The following is a 12,384-nucleotide window of genomic DNA, read 5'->3' on the forward strand; positions in this document are numbered from 1 at the left end:
GATGTGGAGTTGTTCGCATGCATATCATGGAGGGCTATCTGCCCGTCACCCATGCCATTGGCTGGTCCCTTGCCGCCGCCCCCTTTGTCGTCGCGGGCGCGGTGAAAATCCGCAACATCGTCGCCGAGCGCCCCGAGGCCCGGATGACCCTTGCCGCTTCCGGCGCCTTTGCCTTCGTGCTCTCGGCGCTGAAAATTCCGTCCGTCACCGGCTCGTGCTCGCATCCGACCGGCACCGGGCTGGGCGCGGTCGTCTTCGGCCCCTCGGTCATGGCGGTGCTTGGGGTGATCGTGCTGTTGTTTCAGGCGCTTCTGCTCGCCCATGGCGGGTTGACGACGCTGGGCGCCAATGCCTTTTCGATGGCGATCGTCGGGCCCTGGGTGGCCTGGGCCGTCTACAAGCTGGCGGGCAAGGCCGGGGCCTCGATGGCCGTCGCGGTGTTTCTGGCCGCCTGTCTTGGCGATCTGGCGACCTATGTGACCACCTCGCTGCAGCTGGCGCTGGCCTATCCGGACCCGGCCTCGGGCTTCATCGGCGCGGCGGTGAAATTCGGCTCGGTCTTCGCGCTGACGCAGATCCCGCTTGCCATTGCCGAGGGCTTTTTGACCGTGATCGTCGTCGATGCCCTGGCGGGCAAGGTCGATGATGAAGACAAATTGCGCATTCTGGCCGGGGAGGCACGCTGATGGTCTGCAAACGGACGTTGTGGCTGCTGGCGGGAACCGTCGCGCTGGTGGTGGTGCCGCTTCTGATGGGCGGGGAATTCGGCGGTGCCGACGGGCAGGCGGCCGAGCTGATCGAGACCACCGTGCCGGGCTTTGCCCCTTGGGCCGATCCGCTCTGGGAACCGCCAAGCGGCGAGGTCGAAAGCCTCTTCTTCGCGCTGCAGGCGGCGATTGGCGCCTTTGTCGTGGGTCTGGTGATCGGGCGCCGTCAGGGCGCCGCCAAGGCCCGCGCAGAAGACGCCCCTGCCCCCCGGGGGTTCCCCGCCGAATGAGCATCGCCACGATCGATCGGGTCGCTGCGCAAGGCCATTGGCGCAACCGCCCGCTGGCCGAGAAAAGCCTGATCGGTCTTGGTTTTCTGGCCCTTGCCGTGACCGTGCCGCCCTTTCCCGGGGCGGTTCTGGTCACGGGGGCGATCCTTTCCTTCACCTTTCTGGGCGCCCGGGTGCCGCTGCGCTTCTGGGCCTCGGTCGCGGTGCTGCCGCTGGGGTTTCTGGCCACCGGGGCGGCGGTGCTGCTGATCCAGATCGGCCCCGGGGGCATCGGCCTTGCGCCTGACGGCCCCGCCAAGGCCGCCGCTTTGATCCTGCGCGCCAGTGCCGCGACCTGCTGCCTTTTGTTCCTCGCCACCACCACGCCCGCGGCCGATCTTCTGTCCGGCCTGCGGCGGCTGCGCGTGCCCGCCGAGCTGATCGAGATCGCGCTGCTGACCTATCGCTTTGTGTTCATTCTGGCCGAGGAAGCCGCGGCGATGACCACCGCGCAGCGCGCCCGGCTTGGCCATGCCACCCGGCGGCGCTGGTTGCGGTCGACCGCGCAGGTGATCGCGGCGCTTTTGCCGCGCGCGCTCGCCCGGGCCCGGCGTCTCGAAACCGGCCTTGCGGCGCGCAACTGGCAGGGCGAGATGCGGGTGCTGTCGACCCGGCCCGCCGCCTCGCCCCGCGTGCTGGGCCTGATCGTGACCCTGCAAGCGGTGATCCTTGCGGCCGGAGTTCTGCTGTGATCGCCATCCTTGCCGCCGAGGCCCTGAGCTATGAATTTCCGGGCGGCGTGAAGGCGCTTGATGATCTGTCGCTTGCCGTGCCGAAGGGCGAAAGCCTGGCCATCCTTGGCCCGAATGGCGCCGGGAAATCGACGCTGCTTTTGCATCTGAACGGCACGTTGCGCCCGCAATCGGGGCGGGTGCTGCTGGGCGGCACCGCCACCGGCCATTCCCGCAAGGATCTGACCGACTGGCGCCGCCGCGTCGGTCTTGTGCTGCAAGACGCCGACGACCAGCTGTTCGCCGCGACGGTCTTTGAGGATGTCTCTTTCGGGCCCTTGAACCTTGGCCTCTCCGAGCCCGAGGCCCGCGCCCGGGTCGAAGACGCCCTTGCGGCGCTGTCGATTTCCGATCTGCGCGACCGGCCGACCCATATGCTTTCGGGCGGACAGAAGCGGCGGGTGGCGATTGCCGGGGCCGTGGCGATGCGCCCCGAGGTGCTGCTGCTCGATGAACCCACCGCAGGTCTGGACGAGGCCGGATCGGACCAGCTGCTGGCCCTGCTCGGCGGGCTGCGGGCGGCGGGCATGACGCTGGTCTTTTCCACCCATGATGTGGAGCTTGCCGCCGCTTTGGCCGACCGGGTGGCGCTGTTCCGCGCCGGTCGCGTTCTGGCCGAGGGGACGGCCGAGGCGGTGCTGTCGGACCGCGCGACGCTGGCACAGGTGGGCCTGCGCCCGCCCCTGGTGATCGACCTGGCGCTTTCGGCGCGCGATCTGGGCCTTCTCGCACCCGAAGCACCGCTGCCGAAAACCCGCGACGCATTTGCGGCGCAGATGGCGGGCTGGACCCGGCGTTAGCCCGGTTTTCCTTGCCCGCGCCTTGCGTTACCCTGCCGCCATGGATCAGACGCCCGCCCCCCCCCAATGCCCTTGCCCGCCTCGGTCGGCGTCCTTGTCATCGGCGCGGGGCTGGCCGGGCTTTGCGCTGCGATCGAGGCGGCCCGGGGGGGCGCCTCGGTCCTTGTGCTCGATGCCGCGCCGCCCGCGCGACTTGGCGGCAACGCAAGGCACGGGCGCAACATCCGTGTGGCTTCGGACGCTGAGACACCGTTTCAGCGCGACAGCTACCCGGCCGCGGAATTCACCCGCGATCTGCTGCGCGTCGGCGCGGGCGATCCCGCGCTGGCCGAGGCTTTGGCCGAAGGCTCGCGCGATCTGGCCGACTGGCTTCTGGCGCAGGGCGTGCGGCTGGAACCTTGGGCGGACGGAAACCTTCCCTATTCCCGCCGCACCGTCTTTTTGCGTGGCGGCGGGCAGGCGCTGACGAATGCGCTTCTGGCCCGGGCGCGGGGGCTGGGCGTCGATATCCGCGCCGGGATGACGCTGGATCAGCTGCCGCCCGAGGCTTTTTGATCCCGCGCATCAGGGCCCGCTGGTGGTCACGGTCGGCGCCGATCGGATCACCACACAGGCGCTGGTTCTGGCTTCGGGCGGGCTTGGGGCGAACCGCGACTGGCTGGCACAAACGCATGGCCCCCGCGCCGATCATATCGCCAACCGCGGCACCCCCGAACAGCTGGGCGGCCTGCTTTTGCAGGCGCTGGCGCAGGGCGCGCTGGCGGCGGGGCAGCCCGGCGATGGCCATGTCGTCGCCGTCGATCCGCGCGCGCCCGGTCACGATGCGGGCATCGTCAGCCGGGTAGACGGGATGCAGCACGGCATTGTCGTCGGCGCCGATGGCCGCCGCTTTGCCGATGAAGGCGCGGCGAAGGGCCCCGAGCGCCATTCGGTCTGGGCGCGCAAGATGCTGGCCCGTCCCGATCCCCGCGCCTGGATCATCCTTGACGCGGAGGCTGCGCAAAAGCTGCCGCCGATGGCCTATCCGCCGCTGTGCGCCGAAAGCCCCGAGGCTTTGGCGGCGCTCTGTGGCATCGACCCTGCGGGGCTGGCGGAAACGCTAAGTGCCCCGCTGGATCCGCCGCGCACGGGGGTGATGGCGCCGCTGGTCGCCCCCTTTCACGCGCTGCCGATGATCCCCGGCATCGGCTTCACCCGCTACGGGCTGGTGGTGGATGCCTCGGCCCGGGTGCGTCTGGCCTCTGCCGTCACCCCGCGGCTTTTCGCAGCCGGAACAAATATTTGCGGGGCGATCCTGGGGCAGGGCTATCTCTCGGGCGCGGGGCTGACCATTGCCGCCGTCTTCGGCCGCATCGCCGGGCGCGCGGCGGCAAAGCTTGCCCCCAAGGTCCGCTCACAGCCGCAGCCGCTGCCGCCAAACCCGATCCCGCTTGCGCCCGCGCCCGAGCCCTTGGCCGAGGCCAAACGGGCGCTGAACCTGTGCAACAGCTGCGGCTTCTGCACCGGGCTTTGCGCCGTTTTCCCGGCCGCGCAGGGGCGCCCGAACCTTGCTACGGGCGATCTGCGCCATCTGGCGCATCTGTGCCACGATTGCCGGTCCTGCCTGCATGATTGCCAATATGCCGCCCCGCATGCCTTCGCGGTGAACCTGCCCGCGACGCTGTCCGAGCTTCGCCGCGCCGACTACCGCGAGCCTTTGCGCCCGGCGCAGGCGCTGTTTGCGCTTTGCTGCCTGCTGCCGCCGCTTCTGCTGCTGATCCTGCAGCCGCTTGATCGGGTCTTTGCCAGCCATACCGGCCCCGGCGCCTTTTACGCGCTGATCCCGCATCCGGTGATGGCCGGGGCGACGGGGGCGGTGATGGGCCTTGCGGCGCTGGGGCTGGCGCTGCGGCTGGCGCTGTTCTGGCGCGCGGGCCGCGGCCCGGTGCCGGTCGATGGGCCCGCCTTGCGCGCGGGTCTGGCCGAGGCGCTGCGCCTGCGCAACCTTGGGGATTGCGAGGATCGGGCAGGCCCCGCCGGTCGGCTGCGCCGGTTTGCGCATCATCTTCTGGCGGGCGGTTTCGGGCTGACTTTCCTTGCCACCGTCGCCGGGTTCTTTCTGCATGTCGCGGGGCAGCCCGCGCCCTATCCCTGGCTCAGTGCGCCGGTGATCCTGGGCACATCGGGCGGCGTTGCGATGCTGGCGGGGCTTGCGTTGATGTCCTTGCGCCGCGATCCGCTGAAGACGGTCGCGATGGCACGGTCGGACCGCTTCCTTCGCCTGCAACTGGCGGTTCTGGCAGGCACGGGGCTGGTGCTTCTGGTGCTGCGCGACACGCAGGCGATGGGTCTTTTGCTGGCGCTGCATCTGGGCGCGGTCGCGGGGGCGGTGCTTTGCCTGCCCTTCGGCAAGCTCTCGCATGGCGGCTGGCGGCTGATCTCGCTGATCCGCGCCGCGGCCGAGGCGCGGGGGCGGGCGCTTGACAGGGGGCAACTTGACAAGGCCCGGGCCGAGGCCGCATCAGGGCGCGTCCGGACGGGAGGGGAAAGATGAACGAGGGACCGAAGGGTCTTGCGATTGCCGCCCCCGCCTCGGGTTCGGGCAAGACGACGCTGACGCTGGGGCTGTTGCGCGCCTTCACCCGGCGGGGGCTGCGCGTGCAGCCCTTCAAGAATGGCCCCGACTATATCGACCCGGCCTTTCACGCCGCCGCGGCCGGGCGGGCCAGTTTCAATCTGGATGGCTGGGCGATGGACCGGCCGCAGCTGGACGCGCTGGCGGGGCAGGCGGCGGGCGCCGATCTGGTGATTTTCGAAGGCGCGATGGGGCTTTACGATGGCCCGCCCGATCCGGGCCGGTCCGGGCGCGGCGCCAGTTCCGAAATCGCGCGGATGTTTGGCTGGCCCGTCGTTCTGGTGCTGGATGTGAAGGGGCAGGGGCAATCGGCGGCGGCGACCGCGCTTGGCTTTGCCCGCCACCCCGAGGCGCCGCCGCTGGCGGGGGTGATCCTGAACCATGTCGCGAGCCCGCGGCACGAGGCGATGATCCGCGCCGAGATGGACCGGCTGGGCCTGCGCGTTCTGGGGGCCCTGCCGCGCCGGGCGGATCTGAGCCTGCCCGAGCGGCATCTGGGTCTGGTGCAGGCCGAGGAACAGGCGGGGCTGGAGGCGACGCTGGAGGCGCTGGCCGAATTCGTCGCCGCGCATGTGGATCTGCAGGCGCTGCTGGCGGCGGCGGGGTCCGGCCCGGCGCCGGGTTCGGGGGACTGGTCCGCGCCGCCCGCGGGGCGGATCGCGCTGGCCCGCGATGCCGCCTTTTCCTTCGTTTACCCGCATATGCTGGAGGCCTGGCGGCGGGCGGGGGCGACGGTCCTGCCGTTTTCGCCGCTTTCCGACGAGGCCCCGGACATGACGGCCGATCTGTGCTGGCTGCCGGGTGGCTACCCCGAATTGCACGCGGGGCGGATTGCGGCGGCGGGGCGCTTCAAGGAGGGGCTGCGGGCCTTTGCCGAAACCCGCCCGGTGCATGGCGAATGCGGCGGCTACATGGTTCTGGGGGCGTCGCTCGTCGATGCCGAGGGCACGGCGCATGCGATGACCGGGCTTCTGGGGCTGGTCACCAGTTACGAAAAGCGACGCCTGCATCTGGGCTATCGGCGCGCGGATCTGCTGGCACCTTTGCCGGGATATGGCCCGGGATCAAGGCTTTACGGGCACGAGTTCCATTATTCGACGATTCTGGATCAACCCGATGCACCCTTGGCCAAGGTCACCGATGCGGCGGGCCATCCGGTGCCCGAGACCGGATCTGTGCGAGGCCATGTGACGGGCAGCTTCTTCCATCTGATCGCGGGGTAACTGCTCTGTCCATGACCGAGGCCATCGCCGAGGTCACGCGAAACATGTCCCCTTGTCAGGCCGCGGCCTAAAGGCCGCCGGCCAGCGCCCGCCCCGCCCATGGCGGGCGCTTCTCGCCCGCCGGGGCAGGCGCTGGCCTTCCGTATCGCTTGGGGAAACGGTTGTGCCGCAGCGGGCTCTCTGACGGGCGGGGAAAGGCGATGCCTTTCCTTTTCCGCCCGAAACCCGGTCAGTTCTGCGCCAGCTTCGCGTCCGCCGCGGCCCGATACCAGGCGCGGATCGCGGCGCGGTCCTCGGGCGTCATGAAATTCGCCGCCCCGGGCGGCATCGCCGCGGTCAGCCCGGCGAAGATGAAGACGGGCTCGGCCGCCCGCGCCACCGCCTCGGGCGTGTCGAGGATCAGACCCTTGGGCGCGGCCAAAATCCCCTCGTAAGCCGGTTCGCGCGTGTGGCACATGGCGCAATGCGCGGTCACAAGACCTGCCACCTCCTCAAACCCCGGGGCCTGCGCGAACTGCAGCGCGGGGCCCGAAAGCGCGGCCTCTTCCTCGGGGGCGTCCTTCGGGCCGAGGGTCGAAAGCCAGACACAAAGGCCAAACAGCAGCAAAGTCGCCGGGATCGTCCAATAGGGCGCAGGCTTGCGGGCATGGCGGCTGTTGAACCAATGCCGGATCGTCACCCCCATCAGGAAGACGAGCGCGGCAATCACCCAGGCCCAGGCCGTCGCAAAGGCCAAGGGCGCATGGTTCGACAGCATGAAGAACACCACCGGCAGCGTCAGGTAATTGTTGTGCATCGAGCGCAGCTTGGCGATTTTCCCATATTTCGGATCGGGGGCGCGCCCCGCCATCAAGTCGGCCACCACGATCTTCTGGTTCGGAATGATGATCAGAAACACATTCGCCGTCATTATCGTGGCGGTATAGGCGCCCAGATGCAGGAAGGCCGCCCGGTCGGTGAAGATCTGCCCATAGCCCCAGGCCATGGCGGTCAGCGCCACCAGCAAAAGCGCCATGAAAGCCGCCGGATAATTGCCCAAAGGCGACTTGCAGGCGGCATCATAGATCAGCCAGCCCAAGGTCAGCGAGGCCGCCGAAATCGCCATCCCCTGCCAGGGCTCCCAGGCGACCTTGGCGGGGTCGATCAGGAACAGATCCGCCCGGTGCCAGTAAACCAGGATCAGCATCGCCGCGCCCGAAAGCCATGTGGCGTAGCTTTCCCATTTGAACCAGGTCAGATGCTCGGGCATGCGCGCGGGGGCGACCAGATATTTGCGGATGTGGTAAAAACCGCCGCCATGCACCTGCCATTCCTCGCCCGCCGCGCCCTTGGGCAGATCGGGGGCTTGGCGCAGCCCCAGATCGAGCGCGATGAAATAGAAGGACGAGCCGATCCAGGCGATGGCGGTCACGACATGCAGCCAGCGCATCGCAAAGGTGGCCCAGTCCCAGATCAGTGCAGCATCCATGCGCGTCTCCTTTGGGCTCAGGCTAGCGGGGCGGGGGCGCCGCCTCCAGCGCAAAAGCGACGCCGCCGCGTCGCCCCCTTGCACTTGCCTGATTTTGCGCCTTTTCTGGGCGGAAATGGCTGCGGAGGATGGGATGGAACGGCTGGCGATAGAGCCCCTGACGGCCGAGGCCTTTCGGCCTTTCGGCGATCTGATCGACGTGCTGGGGCCGCCCGACCGGCTGATCAATGCGGGGCTGTGCGGGCGCCATCACGATCTGGCGCGGCTGTCTTTCGACGCCGAGGGCCGGGCGGGGATTTCGCTCTTCGAGGCCGAGGCGCGGGCACTGCCCTATTCTCTCGATCTGCTCGAGCGTCATCCGCTGGGATCGCAGGCCTTCCTGCCGCTCGATGGCGTGCCGTTTCTGGTCTGCGTGGCCGAAGATCATGCGGGCAAGCCCATGAACCTGCGCGCTTTTCTGACAAGGCCGGGGCAGGGGGTGAACCTCTTGCGCAACACCTGGCACGGGGTTCTGGCGCCGATCGGCGCGCCCGGACGCTATGCCGTGGTGGACCGGATCGGGCCGGGGACCAATCTTGAGGAATACCCGCTGGCGCCTGCGGTGCTGGTCGAGGCGCCGTGATCGCCGATGTGGCTTAAGGCTTCCTCAAGGGTCTTGCGGTAGCTCTGGGGAAGGTCGGTTCCCTCAGACAGGTGCTTCATGTCGCGTGACTTTCGTTCTGCCCCGCTCTTCACGGTTTCGGCGCAGCTTTCTGCGCCCCTGCACGCGCCGGTTCTGCGCACGCCCTTCGGGACGATTTCGGGAACGGCGGATGATGAGACCTGGGAGATGAACCGGCTGGGCGCGACGGGGCGTTACACGCTGTCGGGCGGGGATGGCAATGATGCGCTGACGCTGAATTTCCGCAGCCTGGGGGCGGCGGTCGCTTTCGATACCGAGATGGACATGATGGACCCCTTTGCCCCGATCCTCGAGGTCGTGTCCTGCGCCGGGGTCGAGTTGGTCCTGTCCGACGACATCGAATTCATGCGTTTCGTCATGGGCAACCATGCGAATGTCCTTGGCTCGAACGACTGGAGCTTTCGGGTGGAAATGATCGGCGCCGCCTCGGCCGACCAGTTCTGGAGCGGCGATGGCGATGATCTGCTGCGCACCGGGGCGGGCGATGACATGGTGATGTCGGCCAATGGCGCCGATACGATCACCGCCGGGACGGGAAATGACACCGTTTATGCCGGGGCGGGCGACGATTCCCTGCGCGGCGGCGAGGGGGCGGATTCGCTTCTGGGTCACACGGGCGCCGACCAGATCTGGTGCGGCTCGGGCGATGACACCGTCGATGCCGGGGCGGATGACGATCTGGTCTACGGGCTTGCCGGGTCCGATTCGATCACCGGTGGCGATGGTGCCGATCAACTGATGGGCGGCGCGGATGCCGACTGGATCGACGGTGGCGCCGGGGCGGATTCGCTGCTTGGCGGCACGGATGCCGACACGATCCTGGGCGGGGCCGGGGCCGACACGATCATCGGCGCGACGGGCGCGGATTCGCTCAGCGGTGGCGACGACGCCGATGAGATCAATGGGGGCGCCGACTTCGATACGCTTCTGGGCGAAGCGGGGAACGACACGCTTTATGGCGGTGCGGGCGATGACATCCTGTCGGGCGGCCTTGACAATGATATCCTGACTGGCGGCATCGGGGCGGATACGTTCGTCTTCAGCAACGCCATGATGGAATTGCAATTCGATCAGATCCTCGATTATGTCGCGGCCGATGGCGATGTGATCGAGATCACCAATCCGATGACCAATCACGGCTTCCTCATGGTGTCGAGCGGTATCATTCCCGGTTTCGGTTCGGATATGATCGCCGACGTCGAAATCCGCGACATGATGACGATGAACATCGTCTGCATCCTGACCGACACCGCCCTTCCGGCGTCGATCCTGGTCAATGTGAACGGCATGACCCTGGACATCATGCCCTGAGACCGGCCGGGGCCGGGCTCAGCCCGCCCCCAACGCGCGGGCCAGGTGATAGGTAACGAAACAGGCCCCCCAGGCCAGCGCGAACATGTAGATGATCGTCACCCACATCCATTTGCCCGATCCGGTTTCGCGCCGGATCACCGCCAGCGTCGAAAGGCATTGCGGCGCGAAGATGAACCACACCAGAAAGGACAGCGCGGTGGCCAGGCTCCATTGGCTGGCCAGAAGCGTGGCCAGCACCGCCTCGCCGCCGCCCTCGGACACCGCATAGACGGTGGCAAGCCCGGCCACGGCGATCTCGCGCGCGGCCATGGCGGGGACGATCGCCACCGCCATCTGCCAGCTGAACCCGATCGGCGCCAGAACCGGTTCGAGGAACTGGCCGATATCGGCGGCAAAGCTGTAAAGGATCGCCGGTTCGGTGGCGCCCGCGGGCGGTTGCGGGAAGCTGGCCAGCAGCCAGATCACCACGGTCATCAGGAAGATCGTCGTGCCCGCCCGTTTCAGGAAGGCCGAGGCGCGGGTCCAAAGCCCGATCGCCACCGAGCGCAGTTGCGGCACCTTGTAATCGGGCAGATCAAGCATGAAGGGCGGCGTGCGTTCGCCGCGCGCGAACAGGAATTTGGCAAGCGCCGAAACGGCGAGGGCAGAGACGATGCCTGCCCCGTAAAGTCCAAACATCACAAGCCCTTGCAGGCTGAAGATGCCCGCCACCTTGCGCGCCGGAATGAAGGCCGAGATGATCAGCGTATAGACCGGGATGCGGGCCGAACAGGTCATCAGCGGCGCGACGAGGATCGTGGTGATGCGGTCGCGCGGATTGTCGATGACGCGCGTCGCCATGATGCCGGGAATGGCGCAGGCGAAAGAGGACAGAAGCGGGATGAAGGCCCGGCCATGCAGCCCCGCGCCGCCCATGATCCGGTCCATCAAAAAGGCCGCCCGCGCCATGTAGCCCAGATCTTCCAGAAGCAGGATGAACAGGAACAGGATCACGATCTGCGGCAGGAAGATCACCACCCCGCCGACGCCGCCGATCACCGCATCGACAAGGAAACTTTGCACCAGCCCCTCGGGGACATGGGCGCGGATCAGATCGGCGCTGGCGGCGAAGGCGGTGTCGATCAGATCCATCACCGGAGCGGCGCCGCTGAACACGGCCTGAAACATCCCGAACAGCAGCCCGAGCAGGAAGACCAGCCCGAAGACCGGATGCAGAAGCAGCCGGTCGATGCGGTGGGTCAGCGTGTCATGTTCGGGCGGCAGGGTCACGGCGCGGGCGATCAGCCGGTCGGCGGCGCGGTGGCTGAGCCGCAGATCGGCCGCGTCGGGCGGCGCCCAAAGGTTCGGTCCGGCCTCGGGCATGCCCTCGGCGAGCGTCGCGTCCAGCGTGGCCAGAAGCGCATCGAGCCCGCCCTTGCGCACCGCGGTCGAGGTGACGACAGGCACGCCCAGTTCCTCTTGCAGCGCGGCGTGGTCGATCCCGATCTTCCGGTGCCGGGCGATGTCGATCATGTTCAGCACGACGATCATCGGCAGGCCGGTCGCGACCAGCTCCATCGCGAGCCGCAGCCCCGAGCGCGGCGCAACGGCATCGACGACGACCAGCATCAGCTGCGGCGCGGGCTCGGCCGGATGGCGGCCCAGAACGACATCGCGGGTCACCGCCTCGTCGGGGCTGCGCGCGCGTAGGCTGTGCGTGCCGGGCAGGTCGGTCAGCTCGATGCGCCGGGCGTCGGGCGTGGTGAACAGGCCGACCTTGCGCTCGACGGTGACGCCGGCATAGTTGCCGACCTTTTGCCGCGCGCCGGTGAGCGCGTTGAACAGCGAGGTCTTGCCGCAATTGGGCGGCCCGACAAGGGCGAGGCGGAACAGCTCGGGCATCGGGGTCAGGACACGAAAATGGCCATCGCCTCGCGGCGGCGCAGCGCGACGGTGCTGCCGTTGACCCGCACGGCGATCGGGTCGCGGCCGAACAGGCCCTCGTGCAGGATCGTGACCCTGGCGCCCTCGACGAAGCCCAGTTCGATCAGCCGCCGTTCCATTTCGGCGGCGGGCAGGCTGGCGGAATGATCCGCGGCGGCGATGTGAAAGACATGTCCCGAATAGCCCTTGTGCATCTGCCCGAGCGGCCGATGTTCGGCCAGCGGACCCGCGGTGGGCTGCGGAAGGTCGGGCGTGTTCAACATCACTGCGGTCCTTGGGCTGAGTCGGGAAGATCCCCGCCTGGCGTCGGGCGATCATTCCCAACCCGCTCCGAAGGGTCAAGTTATAGCCGTCTTGCCTGGCCGGGCTTTTGCGCGACAGGCGGTCGCAAGTCGTTCGGGGGGGCGTGTTTCGCCTCGGGCTTCGCCCGAGGCGACCCGCCGGGGGCTCCGCCCCCGGACCCCCGGGATATTTGAGCCAAGGTGAAAGGGGGGCGGTTCGGCTTTCGCTGCGCGGTGAAGACAGGCCATCCGGGCAAGCCGCTGTTTCTTCTTGGTGCAAATACGCCGGGGGTGCGGGGGCGGAGCCCCCGC

At 68.4% G+C, this 12,384-nt stretch carries 10 protein-coding genes and 1 pseudogene; 8 read left to right on the forward strand and 3 right to left on the reverse strand.

Annotated elements, in window-relative coordinates; all coding sequences use genetic code 11:
• Positions 1–17 precede the first annotated feature (17 nt).
• The 6 genes and pseudogenes from ACTTAG_RS08255 to ACTTAG_RS08280 all read left to right on the forward strand — a co-directional run bounded on the left by ACTTAG_RS08255 (position 18) and on the right by ACTTAG_RS08280 (position 6,404).
• Positions 18–686, forward strand: coding sequence for an energy-coupling factor ABC transporter permease (locus ACTTAG_RS08255; protein WP_444465019.1), 669 nt, complete (start codon positions 18–20; stop codon positions 684–686).
• Positions 686–997: an energy-coupling factor ABC transporter substrate-binding protein gene (locus ACTTAG_RS08260; RefSeq protein ID WP_444465020.1), complete on the forward strand. Its 312-nt coding sequence runs from the start codon at positions 686–688 to the stop codon at positions 995–997. The genes ACTTAG_RS08255 and ACTTAG_RS08260 overlap by 1 nt, the downstream gene beginning before the upstream one ends.
• Positions 994–1,728, forward strand: coding sequence for a cobalt ECF transporter T component CbiQ (cbiQ, locus tag ACTTAG_RS08265; RefSeq protein ID WP_444465021.1), 735 nt, complete (start codon positions 994–996; stop codon positions 1,726–1,728). The genes ACTTAG_RS08260 and cbiQ overlap by 4 nt, the downstream gene beginning before the upstream one ends.
• Positions 1,725–2,567, forward strand: a complete 843-nt coding sequence (locus ACTTAG_RS08270; protein WP_444465022.1) for an energy-coupling factor ABC transporter ATP-binding protein — start codon at positions 1,725–1,727, stop codon at positions 2,565–2,567. Before cbiQ ends, ACTTAG_RS08270 begins: the two co-directional genes overlap by 4 nt.
• A 40-nt stretch (positions 2,568–2,607) precedes the next feature.
• A pseudogene (gene tcuA, locus ACTTAG_RS08275) lies at positions 2,608–5,100 on the forward strand (FAD-dependent tricarballylate dehydrogenase TcuA).
• Positions 5,097–6,404 carry a cobyrinate a,c-diamide synthase gene (locus ACTTAG_RS08280; protein WP_444465023.1) on the forward strand — a complete coding sequence of 436 codons (1,308 nt, stop codon included), beginning with the start codon at positions 5,097–5,099 and terminating at the stop codon, positions 6,402–6,404. The pseudogene tcuA and the gene ACTTAG_RS08280 overlap by 4 nt, the downstream one beginning before the upstream one ends.
• Positions 6,405–6,633: 229 nt before the next feature.
• Here the strand turns inward: ACTTAG_RS08280 and ACTTAG_RS08285 are convergent, their stop codons facing one another.
• Positions 6,634–7,872 carry a urate hydroxylase PuuD gene (locus tag ACTTAG_RS08285; protein WP_444465024.1) on the reverse strand — a complete coding sequence of 413 codons (1,239 nt, stop codon included), beginning with the start codon at positions 7,870–7,872 and terminating at the stop codon, positions 6,634–6,636.
• A gap of 133 nt (positions 7,873–8,005) precedes the next feature.
• On the opposite strand from ACTTAG_RS08285, the gene ACTTAG_RS08290 reads away from it, so the two are divergent.
• Complete coding sequence (locus ACTTAG_RS08290; RefSeq protein ID WP_444465217.1) at positions 8,006–8,494, forward strand: ureidoglycolate lyase; 489 nt, start codon at positions 8,006–8,008, stop codon at positions 8,492–8,494.
• Between the two features lie 78 nt (positions 8,495–8,572).
• Positions 8,573–9,865: a calcium-binding protein gene (locus tag ACTTAG_RS08295; RefSeq protein WP_444465025.1), complete on the forward strand. Its 1,293-nt coding sequence runs from the start codon at positions 8,573–8,575 to the stop codon at positions 9,863–9,865.
• Between the two features lie 18 nt (positions 9,866–9,883).
• Here the strand turns inward: ACTTAG_RS08295 and feoB are convergent, their stop codons facing one another.
• Positions 9,884–11,749 carry a ferrous iron transporter B gene (feoB, locus tag ACTTAG_RS08300; protein ID WP_444465026.1) on the reverse strand — a complete coding sequence of 622 codons (1,866 nt, stop codon included), beginning with the start codon at positions 11,747–11,749 and terminating at the stop codon, positions 9,884–9,886.
• A gap of 5 nt (positions 11,750–11,754) precedes the next feature.
• The gene (locus ACTTAG_RS08305; RefSeq protein WP_444465027.1) at positions 11,755–12,054 is read right to left on the reverse strand and encodes a FeoA family protein; all 300 of its coding nucleotides are present in this window, start codon (positions 12,052–12,054) and stop codon (positions 11,755–11,757) included.
• Positions 12,055–12,384: the final 330 nt, after the last annotated feature.

The sequence above is a fragment of the Rhodobacter capsulatus genome, from assembly GCF_052363185.1.
In the GTDB taxonomy this organism is placed as follows: domain Bacteria; phylum Pseudomonadota; class Alphaproteobacteria; order Rhodobacterales; family Rhodobacteraceae; genus Rhodobacter; species Rhodobacter capsulatus_E.

Excerpts from the sequence above, each read along its gene's own strand:
- ACTTAG_RS08255 (WP_444465019.1), top strand. The coding sequence starts at position 18 with ATGCATATCATGGAGGGCTATCTGCCCGTCACCCATGCCATTGGCTGG.
- ACTTAG_RS08260 (WP_444465020.1), top strand. The coding sequence starts at position 686 with ATGGTCTGCAAACGGACGTTGTGGCTGCTGGCGGGAACCGTCGCGCTG.
- cbiQ (WP_444465021.1), top strand. The coding sequence starts at position 994 with ATGAGCATCGCCACGATCGATCGGGTCGCTGCGCAAGGCCATTGGCGC.
- ACTTAG_RS08280 (WP_444465023.1), top strand. The coding sequence starts at position 5,097 with ATGAACGAGGGACCGAAGGGTCTTGCGATTGCCGCCCCCGCCTCGGGT.
- ACTTAG_RS08285 (WP_444465024.1), bottom strand. The coding sequence starts at position 7,872 with ATGGATGCTGCACTGATCTGGGACTGGGCCACCTTTGCGATGCGCTGG.
- ACTTAG_RS08290 (WP_444465217.1), top strand. The coding sequence starts at position 8,006 with ATGGAACGGCTGGCGATAGAGCCCCTGACGGCCGAGGCCTTTCGGCCT.
- ACTTAG_RS08295 (WP_444465025.1), top strand. The coding sequence starts at position 8,573 with ATGTCGCGTGACTTTCGTTCTGCCCCGCTCTTCACGGTTTCGGCGCAG.
- feoB (WP_444465026.1), bottom strand. The coding sequence starts at position 11,749 with ATGCCCGAGCTGTTCCGCCTCGCCCTTGTCGGGCCGCCCAATTGCGGC.
- ACTTAG_RS08305 (WP_444465027.1), bottom strand. The coding sequence starts at position 12,054 with ATGTTGAACACGCCCGACCTTCCGCAGCCCACCGCGGGTCCGCTGGCC.